The sequence below is a fragment of the Alcanivorax sp. MD8A genome (assembly GCF_002888555.1).
Taxonomy (GTDB): Bacteria; Pseudomonadota; Gammaproteobacteria; order Pseudomonadales; family Alcanivoracaceae; genus Alcanivorax.
In genome coordinates, this window is the sequence record NZ_AQOQ01000068.1 from 1 (window position 1) to 3,599 (window position 3,599).

Here is a 3,599-nt window from a genome sequence, read left to right on the forward strand (position 1 = left end):
ATACCAACCAGATAATCCGGATACCCATTCTTATTTGGGGCGAAACATTCACTGTTCAAGTACCGGCTGCATACCTCATTGGGATAGAGGAGCCGCCCCACTGCTCTCTCGCTGCCGCCCTTGTTGTATTCCTTTACGGCAGTGATCAACTGGCGAACGTCGCGGAAGCTGTCCTTGCTGACGCCGTTGGCATCGGTCACACGAGTTTGGAACTGGGTTTTGCCATCCCGGTCGGTACCGAAGCCATAATCGAAGGTGGTGCGGGTGGTGTCCGGAATCGTGACCTTGAGCGGACGATCCAACACGTCGTACTCGGTGATCGTAGGTGCCACCAGATCAAAGGCGGGGTTAAACAACCCGGCAGATCCCAGGGCCTCGGTGTTGGGGTAGTACTGCTTCACGCTACGCCCCACATGATCGAAGATCACGCGGCCAGAGACCACCATGACATCTTCCGGCTCACCGTTGCCATCACCATCCCCCTGCCCACACAGGCTATCCGGTGGCTCGAAATCCTTCATGGCCATGCCTGTGGTGCCCCCTACGTTTTTCCGGCTCGTCGCGCCAGCAAACGCCCCCATATGGGTCCTGATACCCTAAACCGAGCTATCAGCAAACTGTTTGGCCGGGAAACAGGACGCAAAAAACAGCCTCCCAACAAGATGGGAGGGCTTGAACACTTCACCGTTCACGACCTGCGGCGCACCTTCCGCAGCCTTGCAGCTGCGGAAGGTGTGCCTGGGCATGTGGCAGAAAGGTGTTTGAACCATAAATTGAAAGGGGTGGAAGGTATTTATGACAGATATGACTACTTTGAAGAACGGAAGCTTGCACACCAGAAAGTTGCCGACCGCATTGAACCGGTGATACGGCTCTGATGCACAGGTGTGTTTAGACCGAATATAAAGACTTTCCTGTTGATTACTTCAATACCCTACACCTAGCCCTACACCAGAATTGTGGATTATAGCGGACGAAGATGAACTGATCTGGGCATAAGAAAGACGCGCCGCGCACAGCGGCAGACACATGCATGGTAGGGTCTGAAATCCAAAGGTACCCAGGCATAACGCCACTGGTCATCGCTCCTTGCCTATCCATGACCCAATAATATCGATCAAAAGTAAAGGTACAGCCAAACATCAGCTAGCGGATAGGCACCTTATCGCCGCCGTGCTAAGGGAGCATTTCCTCGATTATTTTCCCCGATATCATTGCATGTATGCTCTGGATTAGGACATCCAACGCGGTGCTTGCCAGCAGGCCGGCATCGTCGAAGCTGAAGCTCGCGCAATCTTACTATTTACGCCCCACTGGCGAAGCCAGACCAGAAGGGGGGGGGGAGTTTTCTCTTTTGGCACGATTTCTTCGAACCCGTAAAAGGTCGAGACCACAGCACTACGATACGCGGCTCAACCAACCAATGTCACACCACAACAACCAGAATTCGATCAATGATTACATTCTTGCCATTAACGATCGTGCCATTTATTCGTTGATAGAATTTGGTTTGGGAAAGGAACTTGAACAGTAACAGTTAACCCACCTGACCGGCCAAGCCCGCATCTTACCTCCCCCCCGTAGCGCTGAACGATTTCAAACACAATAGCCAGTCCCAGTCCGTGACCCGGGGCTTGCTCATCAAGTCTTAACCCCCGCTTTCCCAGCGTCTTCAGAGCTTCCCCGGCCACACCCGGGCCATCGTCACCCACGACAATTATCATCTGATCTCGGCATTCCTCCAGAAGGAGCTCTACGCAACGAGACGACCACTTTCCAGCGTTATCGAGAAGGTTGCCAAGTACCTCATTCAGGTCTTGCTCGTCTATAGGCCAGCACCGCTCTTCTGCTAGATTTGTTGCAAGCTCAAAGGATTTTTCCGAGTGTAGACGACCCAGCATCCATAGCAGGTCCCGTGCCAATTTAACCGGGTAAGCGCTTTGGCCTACATGAGCGCCCGCAAATTTGCTACGCCGTAATTTTGCCTCTAGTTGCTTATCGATATCGTCCAGCCTCGAGACTATTGCCTGCCGCAGCTCCTGATCTAAAGGGCGGCCAGTGTCTTGTAGAATCTGGCGTACCGCTGCGATAGGTGTCTTGACGCTATGTGATAAGTTGGTGAGAGCATTCCGAGATCGCTTGAGTCGATGCTCGAGAGAATCCAACAGCTGGTTAAGCTGACCAACAAGCGGACGGAATTCATCTGGTCCGGTGGCGTCGATTCGAGAAATCTGGCCAGACTGAAGCCTGTTCAGCGCGCTCTGAAGGGCCTCTACAGGTCGAAGGGCCAAGGTAACACCTATCCAGAGGCTTCCAACCAGCAGCACCATTAGCAGGACAGAAACAACCGCCGTCCAAGTGTGCAGCGTCTCTTGACTCTGTTGCAGCGACTCCATATTTTCGGCCACAATCACCACAATCATGACTCCATCAATCATGAATGACCGACGATAAGCGAGAATCCATGGCGGTGCTTCAGGTACGGACGCATCATGAATGTTAACTCCCCCCTGTTTATCGGAAGCGAACAAAGGCTTTAAGAGAGGGGCCCAGGACTCAGGGGAAACCATCTGTTGTGACGGTGAGGCAATAGCGAAGGCATGATGGAAAACTTCTTGGAAATAATCACCGGCATCTAAACTATCGATCGCCCCCCCGGACTCTCGTATTCGATGCTCCAGAAAAGCGACCTCTTCCTTTAATCGACTCTCCACAAACTCACGGGACATGCGCTCCAGCAACGTGCCGTGAATAAACCAAGCCAAAGCCATCAAGGCAACGCCTGCGGGCAATAGCAGGAGTAAAAGCATCCCCCGTACCGAGCTGGGCCTTTTAGTCACGGGCATCGAACATATATCCTTGGCCACGTCGTGTTTTAATCGTGTCTGTACCGACTAGCTTCCTCAGCCGGCGGATGTAGGCCTCGATAACGTTCTCACTCGGATTATCGTTTAGGTTATAAAGTTGCTCCATTAACTGCTCCTTGGAAAACACGTGTCCGGGACGCCCCATGAGACACCTGAGCAGCCGGAATTCAGTGCCTGTCAGGCTGTGCTCTTGGCCATCGTTTGCTTTAAGGGTCTGGCGACTCTGATCCAATTCGAAATACCCAGCCTTGACGATATCTACCATCCGCCCTTCGCTACGCCGTATTATCGCATGCAGCCGGGCAATCAGCTCTTCGGCCTGGAACGGCTTGGTCAAATAATCGTCAGCTCCGGCCTTCAGCCCGTTGACCTTTTCTTGCCAGTCTCCCCGTGCCGTCAGGATCAATACTGGAAAGCCGATGTTGCTGCCGCGCCAGCGCCGCAAGACGTCCAGGCCGCTACCGTCAGGCAATCCCAAATCCAATATACATGCCCGGTAGCTTTCCTGTTCACCCAGCACTATCCCATCATGGGCTGTAGACGCAATGTCCACACTAAAGCCTAGCTTCTCCAATTGACTCGACAGGCCGTCCGCTAATAGTCGGTCATCCTCCACCAGAAGCAGCCTCATTATTTACACCTTTTAGTCAGTATTTAGATACCCCATCAATATCGCAGAGCAGCCTGAATCCAGCCTGAAAAAAATGGGTATCCGGATTATCTGGTTGGTAT

3 protein-coding genes and 1 pseudogene are annotated in these 3,599 nt (G+C 52.7%); 1 reads left to right on the forward strand and 3 read right to left on the reverse strand.

Annotated features, from left to right (window positions below; genetic code table 11):
• The coding region (locus A15D_RS16925) for a hypothetical protein (protein ID WP_233192291.1) at positions 1-521 on the reverse strand (521 nt) is incomplete at its 3' end.
• Here A15D_RS16925 and A15D_RS16930 point away from each other — a divergent pair.
• Positions 465-878, forward strand: a pseudogene (locus tag A15D_RS16930) (tyrosine-type recombinase/integrase); the annotation flags it as partial. The gene A15D_RS16925 and the pseudogene A15D_RS16930 overlap by 57 nt on opposite strands.
• Positions 879-1,472: 594 nt before the next feature.
• Here A15D_RS16930 and A15D_RS16935 read toward each other — a convergent pair.
• Together A15D_RS16935 and A15D_RS16940 are read right to left on the reverse strand one after the other, a co-directional pair.
• Positions 1,473-2,810, reverse strand: a complete 1,338-nt coding sequence (locus tag A15D_RS16935; RefSeq protein ID WP_233192293.1) for a sensor histidine kinase — start codon at positions 2,808-2,810, stop codon at positions 1,473-1,475.
• Between the two features lie 22 nt (positions 2,811-2,832).
• Complete coding sequence (locus tag A15D_RS16940; RefSeq protein ID WP_102792884.1) at positions 2,833-3,498, reverse strand: response regulator transcription factor; 666 nt, start codon at positions 3,496-3,498, stop codon at positions 2,833-2,835.
• Positions 3,499-3,599: the final 101 nt, after the last annotated feature.

Coding starts and splice junctions, on each gene's coding strand:
- A15D_RS16935 (WP_233192293.1), bottom strand. CDS start 2,810: ATGCTTTTACTCCTGCTATTGCCCGCAGGCGTTGCCTTGATGGCTTTG.
- A15D_RS16940 (WP_102792884.1), bottom strand. CDS start 3,498: ATGAGGCTGCTTCTGGTGGAGGATGACCGACTATTAGCGGACGGCCTG.